25 protein-coding genes are annotated in these 22,115 nt (G+C 34.6%); 1 reads left to right on the forward strand and 24 read right to left on the reverse strand.

Going from position 1 to position 22,115, the window contains the following annotated elements; all coding sequences use genetic code 11:
* Positions 1–79: 79 nt before the first annotated feature.
* From AB1K81_RS05625 to prsW, 22 genes are all read right to left on the reverse strand, one after another.
* On the reverse strand, positions 80–862 hold the full coding sequence (locus tag AB1K81_RS05625; protein ID WP_412975649.1) for a CheR family methyltransferase: 783 nt from the start codon (positions 860–862) through the stop codon (positions 80–82).
* An 85-nt stretch (positions 863–947) separates the two neighbouring features.
* Positions 948–1,394, reverse strand: a complete 447-nt coding sequence (gene ndk / locus AB1K81_RS05630; RefSeq protein ID WP_412975650.1) for a nucleoside-diphosphate kinase — start codon at positions 1,392–1,394, stop codon at positions 948–950.
* Between the two features lie 84 nt (positions 1,395–1,478).
* Positions 1,479–2,450, reverse strand: a complete 972-nt coding sequence (gene hepT / locus AB1K81_RS05635) for a heptaprenyl diphosphate synthase component II (RefSeq protein ID WP_412975651.1) — start codon at positions 2,448–2,450, stop codon at positions 1,479–1,481.
* A gap of 38 nt (positions 2,451–2,488) precedes the next feature.
* A complete protein-coding gene (locus AB1K81_RS05640; RefSeq protein ID WP_412976119.1) occupies positions 2,489–3,193 on the reverse strand; it encodes a demethylmenaquinone methyltransferase in 705 nt (234 codons plus the stop codon).
* 2 nt (positions 3,194–3,195) lie between these two features.
* The gene (locus AB1K81_RS05645) at positions 3,196–3,921 is read right to left on the reverse strand and encodes a heptaprenyl diphosphate synthase component 1 (protein WP_412976120.1); all 726 of its coding nucleotides are present in this window, start codon (positions 3,919–3,921) and stop codon (positions 3,196–3,198) included.
* 111 nt (positions 3,922–4,032) lie between these two features.
* Positions 4,033–4,248: a trp RNA-binding attenuation protein MtrB gene (gene mtrB / locus AB1K81_RS05650; protein ID WP_412975652.1), complete on the reverse strand. Its 216-nt coding sequence runs from the start codon at positions 4,246–4,248 to the stop codon at positions 4,033–4,035.
* A 105-nt stretch (positions 4,249–4,353) separates the two neighbouring features.
* Positions 4,354–4,626 (reverse strand): HU family DNA-binding protein, encoded by a 273-nt coding sequence (locus AB1K81_RS05655; RefSeq protein WP_010095921.1) that lies wholly within the window; start codon positions 4,624–4,626, stop codon positions 4,354–4,356.
* A 351-nt stretch (positions 4,627–4,977) separates the two neighbouring features.
* Positions 4,978–6,456, reverse strand: coding sequence for a stage IV sporulation protein A (gene spoIVA / locus AB1K81_RS05660; protein ID WP_412975653.1), 1,479 nt, complete (start codon positions 6,454–6,456; stop codon positions 4,978–4,980).
* A gap of 355 nt (positions 6,457–6,811) precedes the next feature.
* On the reverse strand, positions 6,812–7,531 hold the full coding sequence (locus tag AB1K81_RS05665; protein ID WP_412975654.1) for a hypothetical protein: 720 nt from the start codon (positions 7,529–7,531) through the stop codon (positions 6,812–6,814).
* A gap of 23 nt (positions 7,532–7,554) precedes the next feature.
* Positions 7,555–7,752 carry a DUF2768 domain-containing protein gene (locus AB1K81_RS05670; protein ID WP_412975655.1) on the reverse strand — a complete coding sequence of 66 codons (198 nt, stop codon included), beginning with the start codon at positions 7,750–7,752 and terminating at the stop codon, positions 7,555–7,557.
* Positions 7,753–8,025: 273 nt separating this feature from the next.
* Positions 8,026–8,286, reverse strand: coding sequence for a stage VI sporulation protein F (locus AB1K81_RS05675; RefSeq protein ID WP_412975656.1), 261 nt, complete (start codon positions 8,284–8,286; stop codon positions 8,026–8,028).
* A gap of 63 nt (positions 8,287–8,349) precedes the next feature.
* Positions 8,350–9,387, reverse strand: coding sequence for an NAD(P)H-dependent glycerol-3-phosphate dehydrogenase (locus AB1K81_RS05680; RefSeq protein WP_412975657.1), 1,038 nt, complete (start codon positions 9,385–9,387; stop codon positions 8,350–8,352).
* Positions 9,388–9,399: 12 nt separating this feature from the next.
* Positions 9,400–10,710, reverse strand: a complete 1,311-nt coding sequence (der, locus tag AB1K81_RS05685; protein WP_412975658.1) for a ribosome biogenesis GTPase Der — start codon at positions 10,708–10,710, stop codon at positions 9,400–9,402.
* 247 nt (positions 10,711–10,957) lie between these two features.
* Positions 10,958–11,143: a capping complex subunit for YIEGIA gene (locus tag AB1K81_RS05690; RefSeq protein WP_412975659.1), complete on the reverse strand. Its 186-nt coding sequence runs from the start codon at positions 11,141–11,143 to the stop codon at positions 10,958–10,960.
* Position 11,144: 1 nt separating this feature from the next.
* Positions 11,145–12,032: a YIEGIA family protein gene (locus AB1K81_RS05695; protein WP_412975660.1), complete on the reverse strand. Its 888-nt coding sequence runs from the start codon at positions 12,030–12,032 to the stop codon at positions 11,145–11,147.
* 9 nt (positions 12,033–12,041) lie between these two features.
* Positions 12,042–12,629: a YphA family membrane protein gene (locus AB1K81_RS05700; protein WP_412975661.1), complete on the reverse strand. Its 588-nt coding sequence runs from the start codon at positions 12,627–12,629 to the stop codon at positions 12,042–12,044.
* An 87-nt stretch (positions 12,630–12,716) separates the two neighbouring features.
* The gene (rpsA, locus tag AB1K81_RS05705; protein ID WP_412975662.1) at positions 12,717–13,841 is read right to left on the reverse strand and encodes a 30S ribosomal protein S1; all 1,125 of its coding nucleotides are present in this window, start codon (positions 13,839–13,841) and stop codon (positions 12,717–12,719) included.
* 117 nt (positions 13,842–13,958) lie between these two features.
* Positions 13,959–14,636 carry a (d)CMP kinase gene (gene cmk, locus AB1K81_RS05710; protein ID WP_412975663.1) on the reverse strand — a complete coding sequence of 226 codons (678 nt, stop codon included), beginning with the start codon at positions 14,634–14,636 and terminating at the stop codon, positions 13,959–13,961.
* A gap of 39 nt (positions 14,637–14,675) precedes the next feature.
* Entirely contained in the window at positions 14,676–15,338 is a 663-nt protein-coding gene (locus AB1K81_RS05715; RefSeq protein WP_412975664.1) for a flagellar brake protein, read from the reverse strand.
* Between the two features lie 96 nt (positions 15,339–15,434).
* Positions 15,435–16,775, reverse strand: a complete 1,341-nt coding sequence (gene ypeB, locus AB1K81_RS05720; protein WP_412975665.1) for a germination protein YpeB — start codon at positions 16,773–16,775, stop codon at positions 15,435–15,437.
* Positions 16,776–16,787: 12 nt separating this feature from the next.
* Positions 16,788–17,693: a spore cortex-lytic enzyme gene (sleB, locus tag AB1K81_RS05725; protein ID WP_412975666.1), complete on the reverse strand. Its 906-nt coding sequence runs from the start codon at positions 17,691–17,693 to the stop codon at positions 16,788–16,790.
* A 149-nt stretch (positions 17,694–17,842) separates the two neighbouring features.
* A complete protein-coding gene (gene prsW, locus AB1K81_RS05730) occupies positions 17,843–18,478 on the reverse strand; it encodes a glutamic-type intramembrane protease PrsW (protein WP_412975667.1) in 636 nt (211 codons plus the stop codon).
* A 92-nt stretch (positions 18,479–18,570) separates the two neighbouring features.
* On the opposite strand from prsW, the gene AB1K81_RS05735 reads away from it, so the two are divergent.
* The gene (locus AB1K81_RS05735; protein WP_412975668.1) at positions 18,571–19,542 is read left to right on the forward strand and encodes an asparaginase; all 972 of its coding nucleotides are present in this window, start codon (positions 18,571–18,573) and stop codon (positions 19,540–19,542) included.
* Between the two features lie 441 nt (positions 19,543–19,983).
* Here AB1K81_RS05735 and AB1K81_RS05740 read toward each other — a convergent pair whose 3' ends face one another.
* On the reverse strand, positions 19,984–21,036 hold the full coding sequence (locus tag AB1K81_RS05740) for an LLM class flavin-dependent oxidoreductase (RefSeq protein ID WP_412975669.1): 1,053 nt from the start codon (positions 21,034–21,036) through the stop codon (positions 19,984–19,986).
* A 17-nt stretch (positions 21,037–21,053) separates the two neighbouring features.
* Positions 21,054–22,034: a YpdA family putative bacillithiol disulfide reductase gene (locus AB1K81_RS05745; RefSeq protein WP_412976121.1), complete on the reverse strand. Its 981-nt coding sequence runs from the start codon at positions 22,032–22,034 to the stop codon at positions 21,054–21,056.
* Between the last annotated feature and the right edge of the window lie 81 nt (positions 22,035–22,115).

The following is a 22,115-nucleotide window of genomic DNA, read 5'->3' on the forward strand; positions in this document are numbered from 1 at the left end:
TCTCTATCTTAATTATTAGTATAAACTAATGGAGCATCAAAAAAGAAAAAAATGCTCCATATCTATAGATATGAGCATTTTAAGGTTGATTCAATTTTTGATAAAAGAAAGTATCTAGTAATTCCAACCCATATTTATTTGGGCTAAAGATCTGTTCGGTACTACCAACAAACAGTACCCCCTTTGATGTTAAGGATTCTGAAAAATTTTGATAGATTTTATCCTTAGCTGAATCTGTAAAATATATTAGTACATTCCTACAAATAATTAAATCAACTTGTTCCGGATAATTGTCTTCTAATAAGTTATGTTTTTTAAAATTAATCTGTCGTTTAATAGAAGAGTCTACTTCATATGTAATCCCGTTTTGCTTAAAGTATTTTTGTTTTAAATCGCTAGGTAATTCTTTTAACGCCTGTTCGTTATAAATACCCTGTCTTGCTTTTTCTAATACCTTTTCATCTATATCTGTTGCTAATATTTTTGCATTAATTTCTGGAAAATATTCCTTTAATAATATTGATATACTATATGGTTCTTCACCAGTAGAACACGCAGCACTCCAAATAAACATTTGATTATTATTCGATTTAATAGTGGGTATTACAATGTCTCTTAATACTTCCCACCGTTTCGGATTTCTATAAAACTCTGATACGTTAATCGTTATTCTATCAATAAATTCATTTAATAATTCTCTTTCATTATTGATTGCTTCAAAATACGATGCAAAATCATGGTATCCTCTTTTATCACGCAATGAAGTCAACCTTCGTTTCATCTGAGCTTCCTTATATTGCTGAAGATCAATCCGAAACTTAGCATATACTTTCTCGGTGAATAATTGATAATCATCCCTCATAGACCGCGCCTCTTTTTATTAATATACATAACCTTATATATCTAGTAAAATGCCTCCATTATTTAAACGGAGGCATTTGAAAGTCTTAATAAATCCAAGTGCTATTTTGTTTTGAATAAGAAACTAATTCATTTTGGTTGAAGAATAAGTTAATTTCTCTTTCAGCACTTTCAGGTGAATCAGAACCATGAATAATATTTTTGCCTACAGTTACTCCGAAATCACCTCTTACCGTACCAGGAAGAGCTTCTGCTGGGTTTGTTTTACCCATCATTTCACGAGCAGTACTAATCACATTTTCACCTTCCCAAACCATTGCAAAAACCGGTCCGGAAGTAATAAATTCAACTAATTCTCCAAAGAAAGGTCTTTCTTTATGTTCGCCATAATGCTCACTAGCTAAGTCTTCAGAGATTTGCATTAATTTTGCACCCACTAATTTAAAGCCTTTTCTTTCAAATCGGTTTACAATTTCACCAACTAGATTTCGTTGTACACCATCTGGTTTAACCATTAAAAATGTTTTTTCCATGTTTACACCTCATTTAAGTATGTCTATTCGGATTTATGTAACCGTTTAAATTCTATCAAACTTTTTCAAAAATAACAATATTAACTATTGCTTTCTTTTTCCTATATACTTTGCAATCTGCTCTAGTGTAATTTTAGCCTTATTGTGTGGGAATTCTTTCAACGTAAGCAAAGCTTTTTTTAAGTAGCGATCACTTATTTCATATGACCGTTCAATTGCGTTTGTTGCCTTTAAATTTCGTATGATTAGATCCATCTGATCTTTTGTAACTTCTTCGGGGTTAGTAAAGGTTTCTCTTAACAGCTGATTAAAATTCTCATTTCGTATTGCAAAAAGTACTGGCAACGTTACGTTCCCCTGAAATAAATCATTACCCGCTGGTTTCCCTAACTCCTCAGATGAAGAAGTGAAATCCAAAATATCGTCAATGATTTGATAGCTCATACCTATATAATAACCATATTGATATAATTTGTTTACTTCATATTCACTAAGGCCGGATGTCATAGCACCGAGCTTACAACTTGAAGCGATTAGTAACGCCGTTTTTCTTTTAATTCTTCGGAAGTACGTTCGAATAGTTTGATCCCAATTATATTTATCTTTAATTTGCTGAATCTCACCTAAACTAACTTCCACTAAAGCATCAGCTAATGTCTTATGTAATTGAGGATTATCAATGCGAGTTATCGTTTCCAATGCACGGGCTAAAATATAATCTCCAGTATACATTGCAACACGATTACCGTATTGTTTTTTAATTGTAGGCATTCCTCTTCTTAAAGCCGCGTCATCGATAACATCATCATGAACAAGAGTTGCCATATGAATAAGTTCTAGTGAAACAGCAACATTTTTAATTTGTTCAAGATTAACCTTACCAAATTGACTAGATAACAAAACAAAGACAGGCCGAATACGCTTCCCTCCTGCCTTAAGTAGCTGTGTTGATGCTTCTCTTAGCACCGGGTGGTTGGCCTGGATTGCATCCATTAAAGATGATTCAATTAAGTCGAGATCTTTCTTTAGGTAGTTATAAGTTTTTGGTAATTTCATGTAATTCATTCACCTTTTGTTAGTTAAAACTTATGATTTTATTTTACACCCTTGTGCATGGCAGCAACCCCACCGGTATAACTTTTAACCTGTACAGTTGAAAATCCCGCATCCAAGAACATTTGCTTTAATGTTTGTTTATCAGGAAATGTACGTGTAGATTCGTTTAACCAAGCGTACTCTTGATAGCTCTTGGCAAAGATTCTTCCAAATAGTGGCATGATAAAACGGAAATAAAAGAAATATAATTGTTTAAATCCAACCATCGTTGGCTGAGATGTTTCTAAGCAAGCAACTACTCCACCGGGTTTTACAACTCGATACATTTCCTTTAACACGGTCATATAATCCGGAACATTTCTAAGTCCGAATCCGATTGTTACATAATCAAAAGAATTATCTTCAAATGGTAATTCCATTGCATTGCCATGAAGAAATTCTAAATGATCGTATTGTAATTCATTATTTTTTCCTTTAGCAATGGATAACATGTTTTGACTGAAGTCAAGTCCAATAACCTTTCCATTCGCTCCAACAGCTTCGGCTAAAGATATAGACCAATCTCCAGTTCCACAACAAACATCTAAAGCAGATGCTTCTTTAGAAACTTTCATTTCCTTCATAACATCTCTTCTCCAGGCTTTATGTCTTTGAAAGGAAATGATAGAGTTCATCCTATCGTAATTATCGTATATTTTCTCAAACACATGATGTACACGTTCTTCCTTTGATTTTTCTTGCATCATTAATCCATCTCCAGAGAGGTATGTTGAAAAACAATTGAGTGAAGTAATCGCACTAAGTCATGTTTATACGTATCTTCAACTTGCAAATCTTCTATCATACCTTTTGTTTTGTTCACTTGTCTTTCTAATACGCGCTTTTTATCTGATTCAATCACTTTATCGTCTGACCTTATAATATAACTTGCTAAAAGTAATTCTTCAATAACTGGTAACTCATCAGTAACTTTAACATGGTAAGCTATATGTTTAATCAATGTTGTATTTATTTCTTTTTGAATGTTCAAGTAAGTTTCTATTGATTCATATTCTAAAAAATATAATTCCATTTTTAATTCATTTATATGTTTTATCGCTGTAGCAAGGACAGTAATATACTCACGTTCTCCTATATCTGAAAGCATCTGATAATAAAGCCCGCTATAATAATCCCCTGCCAAAATAGATAACTGACTACCAACACTTATTGAAGGATCTTGTTCACCTTTATAGTCCGGTATTTGATCATGTATATCAAGAGCAATCTGTACAAGCATAGTCGTAATAATAAGCTCTGTTCTAACTTTTGGGGCTAATGTTGTCTTAGTCAAAATATGATTAAGAAAGTAAAGTTTATTTTCATCAATTTCGGGGTTTTCTATATGTTGTTTGAGGAAAGTATGCTGTACCTTCTCTCTAACCCGTAAAGTCAATTGTTGTAATTCCCTCTCCATTGTGTGCAATATCATCACCTTAGCCCTTCAAGCCTTTTTGTTGCTTGTGTTATTATAACATATTTATCTATCCCTGGTGGTTCAAAAGTTCTAATATGTATGTATATAAGATAATACTTATATGGTTTAGCTATTCGTTATTTCTCCATGACTTGTTTGGATAACTGCTTTTCCCCTTACCTTTACCGCCGAGGTGTGTTCCGTAAACTGAGCGATCATTATTTCACCTTTATCTAATTTCTCTGAGTGGTGAAATTTCGTATCCGATCCCCTTGTCAACCCAATTACATTAACACCGTCTTCGAGTGCTTTAATAACAAAAAAGTCATTATTTGCATTCATACTTATCACTCCTTAGGTATATTGCTAATAGTATTATCGCTTTATGAAGTAATATGAAAAGAAAAAAGGGTGCGTATGAACGCACCCTTTAACCCTATGTACGTATTATTTTACGCTGTCTTTAAGGGCTTTACCTGGCTTGAAAGCAGGAACTTTGCTTGCAGGGATTTCGATTTCTTCTCCAGTTTGTGGGTTACGCCCTTTACGTGCAGAACGCTCACGTACTTCGAAGTTACCGAAACCGATTAATTGCACTTTTTCACCTTTTTTAAGTGAATCCATGACAGCTTCGAAAACTGCATCAACAGCTTTTGTAGCATCTTTCTTAGAAAGTTCGCTCTTTTCAGCAACAGCATTTACTAAATCTGTTTTATTCATGACATTCACCTCCTCCCAAAAATGATTTCGGGTCACATTGGTACAAATATGTCTCTCTCATCATTTGTTAACCAATTTACCAACTTTTATACTTGAATGCCCCTATAATCAATAGTGACAAGGCTAATATTAAACGAGATTACTTTAAAATTCAACAAAAAATTACTATTTTTTCATATTTTATTCGATATTTCATAGATTACAGCCGATTCAATACCATTTTATGGAAAAAACAAAGATATAACAGTAAATTCCCTTTAATGGAAATATTCGCTAGAAAGTTATAATATCCTTCTTATTTCTTCAAGTTTAACAAAAAAAATAAACAGCAGCTATTAGCTGCTGTTTATTTTATAAGATAATTGCAATCATTCCACCGGAGCCTTCATTAATAATTCTCTCCAATGTTTCTTTTAATTTATATCGAGCGTTTTCTGGCATAAGTGAAATTTTAGCTTGAATGCCTTCTCTCACAATAGAACTTAATGATCTACCAAATATATCTGATTCCCAAATTGATAATGGGTCTTCTTCAAAGTCTTGCATTAAGTATCTCACAAGCTCTTCACTTTGTTTCTCGGTACCTATAATAGGTGCAAATTCAGATTCTACTTCTACTTTTATCATATGAATAGATGGTGCGACTGCTTTTAGCCTTACACCGAATCTAGAACCTTGCCGGATAATTTCTGGTTCTTCCAGTTCCATATCCTCTAGGCTAGGTGCTGCAATCCCGTATCCAGTTTGTTTTACCATTTGTAGAGCGCTTGCTACTTGGTCATACTGTCTTTTTGCATAAGCAAAGTCTTGCATTAGCTCTAACAAGTGGTCCTTTCCTCGTATTTCAACACCTACTATTTCTTTTAATACTTGATCGTATAGGTAATCTGGAGCATGTAAGTCAATTTCTGCAATGCCTTCCCCCATCTCCATGCCAGCTAAGTTAGCTTTGTCAATATAATCATAGTCTGCAAAATCACCAACAATATGGTCTACATCACGAAGTCTTTTAATATTTTTTACGGTAGATTGAATAGCTTCTTGATAGCTTTCTCTTAACCAATGATCTTCTTTTAAGACCATTACCCAGCTAGGGAGATTAACATTTACTTCCAATACAGGAAATTCATATAAAGCTTCGCGTAACACGTTATAAACATCATGCTCTGTCATAGACTCAACACTCATGGCTAATACCGGAATATCATACTTTTCCGACAGTTCTTGTCTAAGTAGTTCTGTTTCCTGACTAGTTGGGTGAACCGAGTTAACAACCATAATAAACGGCTTACCAACTTCCTTTAGTTCCTCTACTACTTTAGACTCTGCATCCACATATCCGCTTCTTTCAATATCTCCGATAGATCCATCTGTCGTAACAACAACACCAATAGTAGAATGTTCTTGAATTACTTTTCTTGTTCCTATTTCTGCCGCATCATGAAATGGAATTGGTTCTTCATACCAAGGGGTATTAATCATTCTTGGTCCGTTCTCATCTTCAAACCCTTTTGCTCCGTCTACCGCATAACCAACACAATCTACTAGTCTAATATTTACATCTAGACCTTCCTCAACCGTTACATTAACTGCTTGGTTAGGAATAAATTTCGGTTCTGTTGTCATGATGGTTTTTCCAGCTGCACTTTGAGGTAGTTCATCCTGTGCTCTAACCTTTTCACTTTCATCTTCGATATTTGGTAGAACAACTAGCTCCATAAACTTCTTGATGAAAGTTGATTTCCCTGTTCGAACAGCTCCAACAATACCTAGGTATATATCGCCGTTCGTACGTTTTGAAATATCTTTAAAAATATCTACCTTTTTCAAACGATCCCCTCCCGATCACTACAATATTAAATGAACAAACTACGAATAATTGACATTACAATTCTATGATGTTGTCCTATCAAATTATGACTTAATATATGCAAAAGAATTAAAATAAATGATAAAGTTCATTAATAAAACTCTAATTTCCTTTTTAGTGGAATCTGCTAGGTGTACTAAATATGAAAATTCTCATACTAACATGTTTTTTTATGAACTTTTCTAAATATGAGAGGAAATAGAGAACTCTTTAGATATTTCCTTATTCGTAGCTCGATATTTTTTTAATCACCAAGTCACAGCAATAAAAAACCCCTGCAACAAATATATGCTGCAAGGGAATAATTATGAAAAATTATTCAGTCATGAACACTGGCTCTTCATCCTTTATGGTATAAGGTAGTGAATAAACAGGTAGAAAAGGTGTATTTTCAGCTAATAGAAAGCGAATGTCTTCCCCTTCTTGATAGCTATGATCATATTCTTTTAAAGCGTTATTTAATTCAATTCTGTAGTCAATAAAAGTTGTACCATTGCTATCCATTACAATCGGTAATACGGCATCAGAATAGGGGCTATTAATAGTAGGTGCATGTTCTAATCCAAGTTTTTCATAATCAATAGTGTATAAGCCATTACCTACAACTTCACCAAAGGGAGGATACAGGTTCTTATCACGGTATAAATTAATCTTAACATTTATACCTCGAAGCCCTTCGGTAGTACGCAAATCAATTAATTTAACTTCTGGATTTGTTTCTGGATTTATAATAGCATATTGATATATTCCGCCATTTTCATATGCATTACCAGGAACCTCTGCTAAAGTTCCTTGTTCTTTTAAAAGATTAAAATCGACAATATATTTTTCAAAGATAGGAGTATCATTTGACTTAGTGCGAATTGGTAATAATCCATTCGTACGCTCACGATAATCATCTACTGCAGATTGAACCATATCAAGCTGTGCCTGATTAGGAATTTGATTCTTTTCTAGCTGGCTACTTGGATATAAACAACCACTTAATATAAATAACACCAGTGCTAGCACAACAAATTTATATGTATGTTTCATTCATTCATTTACCTCCGTATGCATTATATAGTTGGTCCACTAAATACGATATAAAGTATGATTATACCTCCTAGGAACAAACTAACATATGCTAAAAATGATACCATGACAGATAAGAATCCTTTTAGCTTATGTCTAGCTAGAACGATAAGTCCGATAGCTAAAATTAATAGACCCATGCCAGCGAAAGAAATCCACATATTAAGCATTGATTCTGACATATTTTCACCTCTATGTTTTCCATTTTCATGCATCCGTTATTATACCATATAGTATTAAATTGAGCATTTAATTATAAGACTAGCACCTATATTGTGACACTTAAATATCGATTCAATAAAGCGTAAAGGAATATAAAAAATCCAGGAGGAAGAGGGGCCGTCTTCATCCTGGCTTGACTAAATAATACCCACGCAGGCTCTATCTATGAATGCTTGTGCGTTTTATTTTATGCGAGTAGACGCGAGGTTGTATCCTCACCTGCCCAAGTCTCGTTATTTTTTAAACAATTGATTCAGTGAATTAAGATCTCCTGGAACTTTATTATTCGTTATAGATTTCACAATTTTGTCTTCTTTTTCTTTCGAGATGGGTTTATTCGCCATTTTCGCTAATTGCCTTACGAGCCTTCGAACGGTTTTCTCATCCGAAAAATTGGCATTTTTAACTGAATCAGCAACTTTATAAATTTCGCTTGGACTAATACCTGCTGATTGCTGAATTTTGTCAAAAGGATTGTTACCTTTATTGCTCACACGCTCGCCTCCTTGCTGCTAGATTACTTCAACATAGTATATGCAAGGAATTTTGGCAGTGTGTTAGCGAGCGTAACGGTTCTTTAACAATGTGGCTAAATCGTCCATCTCTTCTCGTTTATCGCGATTCATTAATTGTTCTACAACTTCTTTAGGTTTTTTCTGATGGTGTAAGATATCGTATATACCGTTTGTAATTGGCATCTCAATATCTTCTTGTATAGCAAATTGGTATGCGGCTTCTGCTGTTCGTACACCTTCTACAACCATGCCCATTTGTTCTAAAACTTCTTCCAAACCTTTGCCTTTCCCTAAGAGATTCCCTGCTCTCCAGTTCCTACTATGAACACTAGTACAAGTTACAATTAAATCACCTACTCCTGGTAATCCTAAGAAACTTAAAGGATTAGCACCGAGATAAGTACCTAGTCTTGTAATTTCAGCTAGTCCCCTTGTAATTAGTGCTGCTTTAGCATTATCGCCATATCCAAGCCCGTCTGATATACCGGCACCTAATGCAATAATGTTTTTAAGGGCTCCACCCAATTCTAAACCAATTACATCATTACTTGTATAAACTCGGAATACTTCATTAAAAAATATATTCTGTACAATCTTTGCCTTTTCATCGTTTATTGAAGCAACGGTTACAGTTGTTGGTTGTCTTAAACCAACCTCCTCAGCATGACTTGGACCTGATAAGACAACAATATCTTCATACTTAACTTTATCCATTTCTTCATCAATCATCTGTGATACTCGTTTTAATGTACCAGGTTCAATTCCTTTTGTCGCGTGTACAATAGTTGGATGACCTTTTAAAATTGAATTTAATTGGTGAGAAACTTCACGAATTGCTTTTGTAGGTACAACTAGTAAAATGACATCTGTATCTTGAATTGCTTCTTCCATATCATGAAAAGCTTTAATCTTTTCAGGAATCATGATTTCTAAATATCGTTCATTTTTATGGGTGGAATTAATTTTTTCCGCTTGTTCTTTTCGGTGCGTCCACAACCTAACTTCGTGTCCGTTATCTGCGAGTACAATGCTCAATGCTGTACCCCAACTCCCTGCACCTAAAACAGTTACTTTATTCACCTATAATCCCCCTTAAGAGCGTCTACGAGCTAATATTTTTATCGGTGTTCCAACAAAGCCAAATGCATCGCGAATCTTATTTTCTAAGAATCGTTGATAAGAAAAGTGCATTAGTTCTGGATCATTAACAAAAATAACAAAAGCTGGAGGCTTTGCAGCAACTTGTGTTGCATACAATACTTTTAAGCGTTTCCCTTTAACGGTTGGTGTTGGGTTCATAGCTATAGCATCCATGATGACGTCATTAAGAATATTTGTCGGAATTCTCTTTGCATGGTTCTCGCTAGCTACTTGAATCATTGGTAGTAACGTATGTATACGCTTCTTCGTTTTTGCAGATAAGAATACGATTGGTGCATAGTCTAAAAATTGAAAATGAGCTCGTACTTTTTCTTCGTATTCTTTCATCGTTTTTTCATCTGTTTCAACCGTATCCCATTTGTTAACCACTATAACAATTCCACGTCCCGCATCGTGTGCATAACCTGCTATTTTTTTATCCTGCTCTCGTATACCCGTTTCTGCATCAATTAAAACTAATACAACATCTGAACGTTCAATTGCTCTCAAAGCACGAAGTACACTATACTTTTCTAATGATTCATATACCTTTCCACGTTTACGCATTCCGGCAGTGTCAATAATGACATAGTCTTGACCTTCTCTGTGAAGGTGAGTATCAACTGCATCACGAGTAGTACCTTCTATATCACTTACAATAACTCGTTCCTCATTCAGTAAAGCATTTACTAAAGAAGATTTTCCTACATTTGGTCTGCCTATTAAGCTAAAGTAAATCGTATCATCATCTTTTTCCGCTTCTTCAAAACTGGGAAAATGTCCAACTACTTCATCTAATAAATCACCTAAACCAAGACCATGTGAACCTGAAATTGGAAATGGTTCTCCAAAGCCTAAGGAATAGTATTCATAAATTTCGTCTCGCATTTCTGGATTATCCACTTTGTTTACTGCAAGAACTACCGGTTTATTTGATTTAAATAGAAGCTTAGCAACTTCTTCATCTGCACCAGTAATGCCTTCTTTTGCATTCACAATAAAAATAATAACATCTGCTTCATCAATAGCGATTTCTGCTTGTTGACGCATTTGCACTAAAAGCGGTTCATCCCCAATTTCAATACCACCAGTATCAATTAAATTAAATTTCGTATTTAACCACTCAGCTTGTGAATAAATACGATCCCTAGTAACACCTGGAATATCTTCCACTATTGATATTCTTTCACCGACTAATCTATTAAAAATAGTAGATTTTCCAACATTTGGTCGCCCTACAATGGCTACAGTAGCTTTCCTCATCGAAAGGAACATCCTCTCTCTATGTAAATATACATTTAGTTTTTTAAAATTTTAATTAATATTATTAGATTACCGCCTTAGCACCAGTGGGCTGTGATAAGGTGGAATACTAAAAGTATGAGATCTTGCTGAGTGTACCGAACACGTTTATTCGGTGCTAGTCCTTTTCATGTCAGGTCAGCTAAATTTCATACTACACTTTAATAGCTTTATTTATTCTAGCAAAAGAAAGTAATCTTAACAATCTTTAATGTTTTACTATGATAAAAACCTCTTCACTTAACGCGTGTGCTATCCCATCTAAAATTGCCTCTAAATTGGCAGCTGACTTTTGTAATTCATTAAAATCCTCACAAATAAAAATAGGTGCTCCACCAGTCACCTTTTCTTTATTTGTTGTTATAATTGCCAAGATCGCTTTTTCAAAAACCATACTAGTTAACCTCCTGCCGAATATCTGATTTAGAAGGCATTCGAATAGCAGTTTCTAATACTGGTACTGCTCCAATAATTTTCATAGCTTTTTCTTTATCTCTTATTTGAGGAAGAATGAAAACACCTAATCTCCCATCATCTAAATCTCGTTTTATTAAGGGAACTAATGCTGGTGTTCCGGAATCTCGAAATACTCCTAATGATACAGATACATCATGTAAAATAGCTTGCCTTTGCCCTAAATGAGCTATTGTATTCACTACATTAATATTTTTAGGCTTTAACACAAACCCCATTCCATATCTCAAAATTTCTTCTTGTCTCTCCGGTAATCCAATATTCATAATATAAATATTATCTACATATAGTCCAGCTCCATCAAAATGGGGCTCAACATATTCTATATCTACAAGATCGTTAATCGTACTACCGCTTTGTAATATTTTACTTATAATTAAACAAAGTATTGCACCTACAAATCCCATATAAACATTCCATAGTAAGTAAAATAACGTCGTGATGAATGCTGTCATAATAACTAGATAATTTCTGCTTTCAAACGATATTGCTATCCCTTCAATATATGCTTTTCCTCTTGATACAAGCTCAAAATCGTCTATTTCACTTAATGTATTTCGTTCCATATTTCTTACTTCACGAAATTGTGTTGCCGCAACAGTTAAAAACGTTACCGCAGTGAAGTTCATTTCCATTAAAGCAGGTACAGCAACGGCGCCTAGAGAAGCTGCAATAAATCCCAATGCCACATGAATTATTTTCCCGTGAAGATAGGTTGGGTATTGTCTATAATCTGTTCGAAGCATCAATATTCTTCCGATTGTACCAATAATTACACCTAATACAATAGGCAATGTATATTCATTCATTTTGCCACCTCATATATTGTTCATTTTATTGAATAAGAATAACGATACTCTTTCTTTCCCTAGTTGGACGGCCGTAATAATGACGATGATGAATAAAACAACAAAAAGTGTATCTAAAAACATTAAGCCCCCGATAGTCTTCGTAATGGAATAATTAGTTAATAAAAGACTATATAAAAATTCTCCACTACATAACCCGATTAAACTGATCGTAATTCTAGAAATAAATCTTTTGGTGAGGATTACTGTTAAAAGTACGCAAATAATTGGAATAATTAGCAGTCTTGGCATAAAAATCCAAACTGGAGCATTCGTTTCCCAAATTAATAAACTTGCATAACCAATCATTATAGTAAATGCGGAGAATAGAAGAATTCCTTTACGTTTCAATGTGGAAAGTAGTATAAATCCTCCTATTATGATGGATAGATAGGCTATAGATATTTCTAAATAGTCACTAGTAATATAAACATTAGAAAATATGATAGTAATTAATATCCAAACGGAGTATATTGTTCTGTTCTTGTTTTTGGGCATAAAAAAAGTTAATATCACCCATAAAATCCAACTAAACCAGTAATAGAATATTCCATCCATACGTTCTCACCCATCTTTATTATTGCTTTGAAGGGTTGATTTTAAACAAAAAACTCCTTTCCGTATTTAGGAAAGGAGTTTTTTTACTTATTGTTTAAACTTATTTAATTTATCACCAATTAAATCACCAAATTGGAAACTCGATTGTTCTTCATCTTTTTCATATTGCTTGTAATCTTTTGCTTCCTCTTCAGCCTCTAATTCTCTAATACTTAAAGACATTCTTTCTTCAGACTCATTAATATCGAGAACTTTTACCTTAACTGATTGACCAACTTCTAGAACTTCTTGAGGGGTACCGATATGACGGTTAGCTATTTGAGAAATGTGAACGAGACCTTCTACACCTGGAAGTACTTCAATAAATGCTCCAAAGTTAACTAACCGTTTAACTGTACCTTCCACCACTTGGCCAGGTTTAATTTTATCTTCAATATTTTCCCATGGTCCCGGAAGTACTTTCTTTCTAGAAAGGGCTATACGTTCATTATCTCGGTCGACGGAAAGAACCTCTACTTTAATTTTTTCTCCTTCAGAAACTACATCTCTTGCATTACTAATATGGTCGTGTGATAGTTGGGAAATATGAACTAATCCATCCATTCCTCCAATATCTACAAATACTCCAAAATCAGTAATACGTTGGACTGTACCTACAATTACTTGTCCAACCTCAAGAGACTGTAGAATTTCCGATTTTTTGTTTGCTTGTTCATCTTCTACTACGACACGGTGTGAAAGAATAATGCGGTTCTGTTCCTTATCTAACTCCACGATTTTCACTGATAATGTACGGTCTTGATAAACAGAAAAATCTTCTACATAATGCGCTTCTACTAATGATGCAGGAATAAATCCTCTTACGCCAACATCTGCAACAAGGCCACCTTTAACTACTTCTTTTATTTGAACATCAAAAACTTCTCCAGATTCAAATTTCTTCTCTAAATCGCCCCATGCGAGCTCTTGATCGACAGTCTTTTTAGAAAGAACTACTTCATCATCTTCAATTTTTTTAATAGATAAAGATAACGTATCGCCTTCTTTTACTACCTCATTTGGAGTATCGATATGTAGATTAGACAATTCGCCGATTGGAATAATTCCTTCGGTTTTATAGCCAATATCAACAAGAACATGGTTGTCCTCAATTTTAACAACTGTACCTGTTACCTTATCCCCAACTTGCAAATTTAAGTTTTCTTCACTCATTCCAATTCCTCCTTAACCAAAGCATCCATATAACAAGAAAATAAAAAACTTCCTTTTTATAACTTCTAATATTTACCTATATTTGTCAAGCAATTGTGACTACTAAAGATAATTACATTATTCACTTTTAATACTATAAACTTTCTCCAATATACGGTCTGCAACTTCCTCAATAGAAAGTGATGTTGTATCAATTTCTATTGCATCATCTGCCTTTACAAGTGGTGATGCTTCACGTTCTGAGTCAATTAAATCTCGTTTTTCAATCTCAAGCTTTAAATTTTCTAGGTCCGATGGAAAGCCTTTTTTTAGATTTTCTACATGTCTTCTTTTAGCACGCTCTTCGACAGATGCAATTAAGAATATTTTTACTTCCGCATCAGGTATTACTTTAGTACCTATATCTCGGCCATCCATAACAACACCACGTGCTTTGGCTAATTGTTGTTGTCTTGCTACCATATCTTCACGAACTTTAGGGTGTTTTGCAACATATGAAACATTATTTGTTACGTCACTTGTACGAATATCTACTGTTACATCTCGATTATCAAGTAAAACTCGTTGTCCTTCTTCTGTTTGAATTAACTTTATACTAGTTGAATCAAGTAACGATACTAGCACTTTTTCTTCATTTACATCTACAGAATTTTCTAAAGCTTTTAATGTAATAGCTCGGTACATTGCACCAGTATCTATATAAATATAAGATAATTTCTTTGCAACTATTTTTGCTACTGTGCTTTTCCCTGCTGCTGCTGGTCCATCAATAGCAACTGCAATCTTTTTCCTCATAACTTAAATTCATTCCTCTCATTGTCAATCCACATGTTGTTATTGAAGTTCTTTCTGCCTTGCTTCACGCTGTTTCTCAAAACAATACCGTATTATTGTTTGTTTATCCTGTTCACTAAGTGAAACTAATTTAACCGATGCAGTATTTGCGTTATTTTCATTTTGAATTATACGCACTATCTCGCCTGATAGATCAAGATAATAATATTCACCAGAAAGCATAGGAAGAACAAGATATATATATATATTCTCTTCTTCTTGAATACTCATTCCTTTAGGTAATATTATAGATATCCCTCCACCACTTATATCTACCGTCACAGTAGTAAAAGGTGCGAAATGATTTTCTTTACTATGTATGGCAGCATCTATTGCAGCGTCAACCCGAACATATTGTCTCCTTTGAATTCGTTCAACATCGTCGTCCTTAGGTTTCAGTAGAGCTAAAGTTGGTATCTTTCCTCTTTTTCTATCTTTGACCTCGGTTTTGAAGCGGTAAACAGATTGGTCATTTCCAATATACTCCACATTCATTTTACTACCACTTCTAAATGCTTCACTCGTTTTTTTCGTCTTCAAGTGAACAGGATAATCAACGTAAATATATTTACTATTCATATCAATAATTTTACAACGGTACTTTTCAATAGAATTTGTTTCAAGGCTATATGCTTCTATTATTAAAAAAACGCCAATCTTCATAATACTCCCCCACATAATCTATTTGAAGATATAATAGCTTATCTTTTATTATCACAAAAAAATAAAAAAAGGGAAAGGACTAAACCCTCTCCCAAACTAAATTCCTGCATAATTAATTTCTTTACCATTTAATTTCTCTACTTTTTCTTCGTTTCCGTCCATAGCATTTATAAAGATTCTATACGTATCGTTACCTAATAATCCTAAAAACTCGTAAACGAAAACTTCTTGACCTAAGTCATTCGTAATTACAGCTAAAAATTCTTCTTGTATATCAACATTAGGATTCACAAATTCTCTAGCTTCATCTGAAGTAAGTTTAGGTTCAGGAATATCACGTTCATGATGATTTAAATAATAGTTATTAGCAGTCAATCCCATGATGTCTCCATTATCCAATGCTACCTTTATCTCAATAGCATCCGCGAATACCCGAACACCATTTTGATTATAAATAAATGAGTATACACCAATATTTTCATACTGACTACTATTGAATAGTTCCATATCATCAAAATCATGATTCTGGATATATTCCTCTGCTATTTTATATCCATCATTTAAACTAATTTTTTGTTCTCCAATTGGTCTATCAACTAATAACGTAATAGGGTGACCACCTTTTTGTGTGATATCTAAATACGCCCTCTTATCTCCTTCAGAATAGGAAATACTATATAACGGTACTTCAGCTCCATCGCCCGTTTCAGATAAATTTAAATTATTTACATTATTTATATTGAATAAATCTTTACTATATTGCAGCGCTTCGTTTTCATTAATTTTTTTACCTTGGATGTTTTCGTATTGATGATTTTCAGATGATGTACCAGATATAGCTGAATTTATATTTCCTTCTGAATAACCTTCCACTTTCTTTTCAACAGTTTTAAAACCATCGATAATAGTATTATCGGATTGTTCATCTTCTGTTGCTAATGCTAGTTGAACATCCATCCAGCGGAGATTATTTTCTAATGCAGTATGTTGCACTTGACGAAGCTCTTCCTTAATGTCTCCAGCTTGGGTGTAGAGATCTTCTAATGTTTTCAGTTCTTTATCAGATAATGGATCTTTATCTAAATCACGAATTGCAGTCCGATAAGTAAAATCACCAATATTTGATAAAAATTCTTCGGTTTTATTAAACGGCAGTAATGTTAATGGTAATTGTCCAACATTTGATAATGAGTCAGATGTTAGCCTCCAAATCTCTGCAAGCTGTGGAGACAACCGTTCCCTTGAGTTCATGGCAATGGCTGTACCAATTTTATCATGCATTAAGTCAATATTATAAGTAAGTTCATGAAAAGCTCGTTGATACGTATTTTCTGCTTGAATTAATATCGCATTTTTTTCTTGGTGCTCTTTATAACCCCAAGCAGCAGTTCCTACTACACCTACTGCTAAGACAACAATAACTATCCAACGCAACATAATATAACACCCCTATTTACAAAAGATATGCTTACCAATACGCTTGATTTGTGGTCTACCCCATATCCAACTAGATGTAGCAGTATCAGGATTAAAATAATAAATCGCTTCCCCTGTTGGGTCCCAACCATTTATAGCATCAAGAACCGCCTCTTTTGCTTTTGCATTCGGGGTCAACCATATTTGTCCATCTGCTACTGCTGTAAAAGCTCTAGGCTCAAAAATAACCCCAGCTACAGTATTTGGAAAAGTACTACTCTCAACACGATTTAATATCACTGCTGCAACTGCAACCTGCCCTTCATAAGGTTCACCTCTAGCTTCTCCATATACGGCATTTGCCATTAAATCTATATCATTTTGAGAAAAACCTTGAGGTACATTGACTGCAGCAGTAGTCCTCTCCCTGTTTGCGGTGTTTTCAGTATTCGGAGCTTGGTTTGTATTTTCGTTAGTAGTACCCGTGTTCGGAGTTGGTTGTTGAGTTTGTCCACCTCCACCGCCCCCTTTTTTACCTGTTGGCTTCTTTGTCTGTTTTGTTAAATCTGTTCCTCCATAATACGTAAAATCATTGCCCTTAGCGAGTTGTTCATGAACCCACTTACCATTAAATTCAGTCGCATCAACTAGCTTTTGTCTAGTTTTTAATCCGGCAAGGCCATCAATTTCTAGCCCAAACTCTTTTTGAAAATTACGTAAAGCCCAATAAGTCTCCCAACCAAAAACACCATCAATCTTTCCGTTATAAAAGCCAATATATTGAAGTCTAGCTTGCAGCTCTATAACATCATTGCCAACTGCTCCTCTTTGAATTACCTGATTAGTAAAGGCATCCACTTGTTTTGGATTGTATGTTTCTTGAAGTCCAATTGCAATTAGACATATAATAAGTAACAAGATGTATTTTCTTAAAGTCATGTTAATACCTCTCACTTTCATGTTTGTCTAGTAGTACCTATTTTTTGATGAAACTTCTAAATTATGCATACCAATCTAGATAAACCAATTATTAATCTGTTCCATAATAAAAAAAGAGACTTTAAAAGTCTCTTTTAAACAACGTCACATTAAGAACTAGCATTTGCGATTTTTACACGGTGTAGGCCAAAAAACCAAAGTAATATCATGAAAGGTATAACATATAAAGCCCAATTCGTAACATAGCCTAAAATAAAATTATAGATTCCATGTAGTATGATAGGAATAAACAAAGCTAAAACAATATTTCCTGCTCTATTTTCTGGATTCATTTTTGCCTTCCCGAAGTAAAAGCCCATAATGACACCAAATAATGCATGAGAGGATACTGGAAATAGCGCTCTAGTAAAAGCATATTCTATCCCATTTACTAACAAATAGAGAACGTTCTCTACCGTTGCAAAACCAAGGCTAATGGAAACCGCGTATACTATCCCATCATAGTGGGTGTTAAATTGAGTATGTTGATAAATTACATATATAAATATGAACCATTTGAAAAACTCCTCCAAAAAAGCAACAACAAAAAAGGACTGGATAAAAAGATTTCCGATTTGATCACTCTCAAAAGCATATTGGATGAACATAATTGGGAATACGAGTAATCCACCAAAAATAAATGTTCGTATAATCAATGGGAGTGGCTCAGTGATTTTGTCCTTTAAATAAAAAAAAGACATTAATGCAAGTGCAGGAGCAACCCCAGCAGATATAATTCCTAGCATATTGTAAACCTTCCCCTTCTTAACTAATTCAATCGTACCATGTTACGAAACGATTGGAAATACATAATTTATTAGAAAAGTAGGTGTTTTTTATGAAAAAAATTATCATCATTCACACAGGTGGTACGATTTCTATGCTCGAAAATAAGCTAACCGGGGAGATTCTTACAACGGATGTACATCCACTGTCAAATATTCCATATAATTTTGGTGATAATGTTCTAATTGACGAGCATATCGAGTTCTCTTTACCATCTCCTCATATTACACCAAGACATATGCTAAAGTTAGCTAAGTCTATTGAAAAGTTTTTATTAGAATATGATGGGTTAGTTGTAACACATGGAACAGATACATTGGAGGAAACTGCTTATTTTCTAGATTTAGTTTTAGATACTGAAAAACCAGTTATTGTAACAGGAGCAATGCGTTCTAGTAATGAGATTGGCTCAGATGCGCTATATAATTTAATAAGCTCTATTCGGGTTGCATTATCTCCTAACGCATATTCAAAAGGGGTATTAGTGGTAATGAACGATGAAATTCATAGCGCAAAAAATGTTACGAAAACATCAACGAGTAATATAGCAACCTTTCAAAGTCCACAATTTGGACCGATCGGTATTATTACAAAAGATTCGATCCAATTTCATCATCAGTTAACTTATAGAACCTTTTATCCTGCGGAAGACATTTCAAAAAATGTTCCGTTGTTAAAAGCATATGCAGGAATGGATAGTAAAATCTTTGAATTAGTAAACAATGGCAAACCTGATGGGTTAATAATTGAAGGATTGGGGCAAGGGAATCTTCCTAAAGAAACACTTCCAGCTATTGAACAAATTTTAGCAGATAATATTCCAATAGTATTAGTATCCAGAAGCTTCCGAGGTGCAGTACAACCCACTTATGCATATGAAGGTGGAGGAAAGAAATTAAAAGAAATGGGAATAATTTTTACTAACGGATTAACTGGACCAAAAGCAAGGATAAAATTACTCATCGCATTGGAAAATACGACTGATATACACGAATTAAGAAAGATTTTTGAAAATGATATTTAATGAAAGAGGCTGGGACATAACAAAATTGTACAGAAGTAAAGCCGAATGATTCACCATACTAGCACCGGGAGGAAAGGCACCGGTGAGACCCCGAGTATGCATCTGCGTCTGCTAGTAATGCTACGCAGCAGCAGGTTTCCTCGGTGCAAAGCTACAGAGAAGATTATTCAAGTAGCAGCCTGGCTCACCAGCCCCCCGCGGCAAAGAAGACACAGCGAGGTTCTTTCGTGCTGATGTCGCACTTGTACTGTGAGGTGCAAAGAAGACACTTCGAGGTCTTTTCGAGCAGATGTCGCACTTGTACTGTGAGGTGCAAAGAAGACACTTCGAGGTCTTTTCGAGCAGATGTCGCGCTTGTGCTGGAAGTGAAAGTGCAGTATATTTCCAGTGCGTCGTAGGTGCACTACATTCGGTTATTCATTTGACTAAAAAACTTTTGTCTCAGCCTCTCTCATTTTCCCAACGAGTAATTTCTTCTCGAACTAAAGGAGCTACTTCTTTACCCAGTAACTCTATAGCTCTCATTACATCCTCATGTGGCATTGATCCCACTGGAACATGGAGCATAAACCGTTTAATGCCAACATGTTTACGTAATAAAACTATTTTATCCGCAACAGTTTTTGTATCACCTACATATAATGCCCCCTCTAAACTTCTAGCATGGTCAAACGTACCTCTAGTATATAGAGACCATCCACGCTCTTTTGCTAATACATTCATCGCTTGTTGTGTTGGAGGAAAGAATTTTTCAACTGCTTCGTCCACACTATCAGCAATAAATCCATGCGAATGTGAAGCTACAATTAATTTGGATGGATCGTGCCCTGCTTGTGATGCTGCGCGATAATACAAGTCAACTAATGGGGCGAATTGCAATGGGCTACCACCAATAATTGCCAGAGCTAACGGCAATCCTAATACACCCGCACGAACAATTGATTCTGGTGTTCCACCACTTGCAATCCATACTGGAATTGGTTTTTGTACTGGTCTAGGGTATATTCCAAGATTATGTATCGATGCCCTATGTTTTCCTTCCCAAGATACAACTTCCGACTCCCTAATCTTTAACAATAATTCTAATTTTTCATCAAAGAGTTCATTGTAATCTTTTAAGTCATAGCCAAATAAAGGAAACGATTCAATAAAAGAGCCACGACCTGCCATTATTTCTGCTCTACCGTTAGAAATGGCATCTATTGTTGCGAAATCTTGAAAAACACGAACTGGATCATTAGAAGATAGCACTGTTACCGCACTAGATAATCTGATCTTTTTGGTTCTTGACGCCGCTGCTGCCAATAAAACAGCAGGTGCTGAACTTGCATAATCTTTCCGATGATGCTCCCCCACTCCAAATATATCGAGTCCAACTTCATCCGCTAAAACTATTTCTTCTACTACTTCACGAATTCTTTCAGGATGACTTAATACTTCACCTGTTTTAATATCTGGGGTTGTTTCTACAAAAGTTGTAACACCTATTTCCACGTGAATTCTCCTCTACACTAATTTGTACGGGATGCAATGACGTCTGCTATCTTCTCTCCGTGAAATCTTCCATTTTCAATAAAAATCTCATTGTTGTTATTACCGGCTGCTACAACACCTGCTACAAATACACCTTCTATATTAGTTTCATATGTCCCTTCATCATATATCGGTTTACCATTCTCAGGATTAAACTGAACCCCTATCTCCTTAATTAACTTTACATCTGGGCGATACCCTGTCATTGCAAAAACAAAATCATTAGCAATTTTATACTCTTTATCTTCAATCTGATAATAAACTGCTTCATTCGTTATCTTTAGAACCTCTGCCTTAAATACCATCCTGATAATATCTTTTCTTACTAATGAATCAAAATCTGGTAATATCCACGGTTTAATACTTTTAGAATAATTGTCTCCTCGATATAAAACGGTAATATGCGCACCTGCTTTATGGAGTTCTAAGGCAGCATCTACCGCTGAATTCTTGCCTCCAATTACGACAACATTCTTATTAAAATAAGGATGCCCTTCCTTAAAATAATGATGAACTTTTGGTAACTCTTCACCAGGAATATTCATATAGTTAGGTTGGTCATAATATCCAGTTGCAATAATAACTTGTTCAGCTTCATAACTTTGTTCTTCTCCAGTGAATTTCTCAGTTAATACATTGAACTTATTATTTTCATTTTTTAAAGAGGTTACTTTTTCATATGAGTGTATCCTCAAATTACTTCTTTCTGCAACATTTCTATAATAAGCTAGCGCTTGATTTCTTTTTGGCTTTTGCATTTCTGTAATGAACGGAATACCTCCTATTTCTAACTTATCACTTGAACTAAAGAATGTCTGATGTGTTGGATAATTGTGTATGGAATTAACAACATTTCCTTTTTCAATAATTAAAGATTCTATACCTTTTTCCTTTAATGCAATTGCACATGCTAGTCCACAAGGTCCAGCACCAATGATAATTACCTTTTCCTTCTGTATACTCATTAATCGCACTTCCCCTTAACTAAAAATCAAAAAACCCTTATCTTTTTATATGATAAGAGCTTTTTGTATCATTAT

It is taken from the genome of Ornithinibacillus jepli (assembly GCF_047228935.1).
In the GTDB taxonomy this organism is placed as follows: Bacteria; Bacillota; Bacilli; order Bacillales; family Amphibacillaceae; genus Ornithinibacillus.

Excerpts from the sequence above, each read along its gene's own strand:
- AB1K81_RS05715 (WP_412975664.1), bottom strand. The coding sequence starts at position 15,338 with ATGAAGATTGGCGTTTTTTTAATAATAGAAGCATATAGCCTTGAAACA.
- AB1K81_RS05640 (WP_412976119.1), bottom strand. The coding sequence starts at position 3,193 with ATGCAAGAAAAATCAAAGGAAGAACGTGTACATCATGTGTTTGAGAAA.
- rpsA (WP_412975662.1), bottom strand. The coding sequence starts at position 13,841 with ATGAGTGAAGAAAACTTAAATTTGCAAGTTGGGGATAAGGTAACAGGT.
- prsW (WP_412975667.1), bottom strand. The coding sequence starts at position 18,478 with ATGCTAGGAATTATATCTGCTGGGGTTGCTCCTGCACTTGCATTAATG.
- AB1K81_RS05625 (WP_412975649.1), bottom strand. The coding sequence starts at position 862 with ATGAGGGATGATTATCAATTATTCACCGAGAAAGTATATGCTAAGTTT.
- AB1K81_RS05700 (WP_412975661.1), bottom strand. The coding sequence starts at position 12,629 with ATGGATGGAATATTCTATTACTGGTTTAGTTGGATTTTATGGGTGATA.
- AB1K81_RS05665 (WP_412975654.1), bottom strand. The coding sequence starts at position 7,531 with ATGAAACATACATATAAATTTGTTGTGCTAGCACTGGTGTTATTTATA.
- AB1K81_RS05655 (WP_010095921.1), bottom strand. The coding sequence starts at position 4,626 with ATGAATAAAACAGATTTAGTAAATGCTGTTGCTGAAAAGAGCGAACTT.
- AB1K81_RS05735 (WP_412975668.1), top strand. The coding sequence starts at position 18,571 with ATGAAAAAAATTATCATCATTCACACAGGTGGTACGATTTCTATGCTC.
- AB1K81_RS05645 (WP_412976120.1), bottom strand. The coding sequence starts at position 3,921 with ATGATATTGCACACAATGGAGAGGGAATTACAACAATTGACTTTACGG.
- hepT (WP_412975651.1), bottom strand. The coding sequence starts at position 2,450 with ATGAAATTACCAAAAACTTATAACTACCTAAAGAAAGATCTCGACTTA.
- AB1K81_RS05695 (WP_412975660.1), bottom strand. The coding sequence starts at position 12,032 with ATGAATGAATATACATTGCCTATTGTATTAGGTGTAATTATTGGTACA.
- mtrB (WP_412975652.1), bottom strand. The coding sequence starts at position 4,248 with ATGAATGCAAATAATGACTTTTTTGTTATTAAAGCACTCGAAGACGGT.
- ndk (WP_412975650.1), bottom strand. The coding sequence starts at position 1,394 with ATGGAAAAAACATTTTTAATGGTTAAACCAGATGGTGTACAACGAAAT.
- ypeB (WP_412975665.1), bottom strand. The coding sequence starts at position 16,775 with ATGTTGCGTTGGATAGTTATTGTTGTCTTAGCAGTAGGTGTAGTAGGA.
- sleB (WP_412975666.1), bottom strand. The coding sequence starts at position 17,693 with ATGACTTTAAGAAAATACATCTTGTTACTTATTATATGTCTAATTGCA.
- cmk (WP_412975663.1), bottom strand. The coding sequence starts at position 14,636 with ATGAGGAAAAAGATTGCAGTTGCTATTGATGGACCAGCAGCAGCAGGG.
- AB1K81_RS05690 (WP_412975659.1), bottom strand. The coding sequence starts at position 11,143 with ATGGTTTTTGAAAAAGCGATCTTGGCAATTATAACAACAAATAAAGAA.
- AB1K81_RS05670 (WP_412975655.1), bottom strand. The coding sequence starts at position 7,752 with ATGTCAGAATCAATGCTTAATATGTGGATTTCTTTCGCTGGCATGGGT.
- der (WP_412975658.1), bottom strand. The coding sequence starts at position 10,710 with ATGAGGAAAGCTACTGTAGCCATTGTAGGGCGACCAAATGTTGGAAAA.